This is a genomic window from Stenotrophomonas sp. 05L44_2, from assembly GCF_056665995.1.
Genome location: NZ_JBFTNR010000895.1, coordinates 1 through 1430 on the forward strand (window position 1 = coordinate 1; position 1430 = coordinate 1430).

The 1430-nt window shown below is 69.9% G+C and carries 1 protein-coding gene and 1 pseudogene; both read right to left on the bottom strand.

Going from position 1 to position 1430, the window contains the following annotated elements; translation table 11 throughout:
• Positions 1-623: homoserine kinase (locus AC1VAN_RS21745; RefSeq protein ID WP_480986734.1), on the bottom strand; the 623-nt coding region annotated here is incomplete at its 3' end.
• Positions 620-1430, bottom strand: a pseudogene (locus AC1VAN_RS21750) (bifunctional aspartate kinase/homoserine dehydrogenase I); the annotation flags it as partial. The pseudogene AC1VAN_RS21750 and the gene AC1VAN_RS21745, both read right to left, overlap by 4 nt.

The window sequence follows — 1430 nt, forward strand, 5'->3', positions numbered from 1 at the left end:
CCGCTCAACACCAGCGCCAGGTGGGCACTCTGCGCGACGAATTCGCCCAGCGCATAGCTGCCCTGCAGCGCCTGTCGTGCCCGCCGGGTCTCCAGCACCGCATGCGGATGCACCAGCAGGCTGTGCCAGCTGGCCGGTACCGGAATCGGCACCAAGCGATCAGCCGTGCACAGCGCCACGCCGCCCAGCAGCAGCGGGCCGACGTTGTCACCATGGCGGCCACCGCTGGCCACGGCTTCGCCATCCAGTGCGAACGGATACAGCGCCTCGCGCGGCAGCGGCATGTCCAGCACTGCATTGGCTGCCACCAGCGCGGCCACGCAGGAGGCCGCCGATCCGCCCATGCCGGAGCCGAACGGAATGCCCTTGTCGATCTCGATGGCGAAACCGAAGCCCAGCCCCAGCGCTGCACGCAGTGCGATCAGCGCGGCCCCTGCTGTATTGCCTGGTGCATCCAGCGGCAGTTCGACCGCACTGCCACGGATCGCATCGATGCGCACCAATGGTTCGTCGATGCGGCGCACGCTCACCGTATCGCCGATACCGGCGATGGCGTGGCCGAGGATGTCGAAGCCGACCGCCACGTTGGCCACCGATGCGGGTGCGAAAGCGCGTGCGATCACAGCCGCGCTCCTTCGCCGGCCGCCACCCGCAGCAGATCGGCGAACACGCCGGCAGCGGTGACTTCCGGGCCCGCGCCCGGGCCCTGCACCACCAGCGGGTTGTCGCAGTAGCGGCGGGTACGGAACTGCACCACGTTGTCGGTCAGCCGCAGGTTGGCGAACGCGTGGTCGGCCGGCAGCTCCTGCAGCCCGACCGACGCGCCATCCGGCCCCAGCCGCGCGACATAGCGCAGCACCGCACCGCGCTGGCGGGCATCGTGCAGCCGGGCCAGCAGCGCCTCATCGGAGGCACCCAGGCGGGCCATGAAATCGCCCACGCTTCCTTCGCGCAGCAACGCCGGCACCAGGCTCTCCACCTGCACCTGCTCCAGGCTGAGCGCGTGACCGGCCTCGCGGGCCAGGATCACCAGCTTGCGCGCAACATCCACGCCGGACAGGTCGTCGCGCGGATCCGGCTCGGTGTAGCCCATCGAGCGCGCCTGCGCGACCAGTGCCGAGAACGGCTGGCTGCCGTCAAAACGATTGAACAGCCAGGCCAGCGTGCCGGAGAAGATGCCTTCGATCGCCAGCACTTCGTCTCCGGTATCCACCAAGTCACGCAGCGTGGTGATCACCGGCAGGCCGGCACCCACCGTGGCCTCGTAGCGGAAGCGCGCACCACTGGCCGCCGCCGCCGCGCGGATGCGCTGGTAGCGTGCCAGCGGACCGGCGCCAGCCTGCTTGTTCGGGGTCACCACATGGATGCCGGCGGCCAGCCAGCCTTCATAGCGCTCGGCAACCTCTGCACTGCCACTGCAGTCGATCACC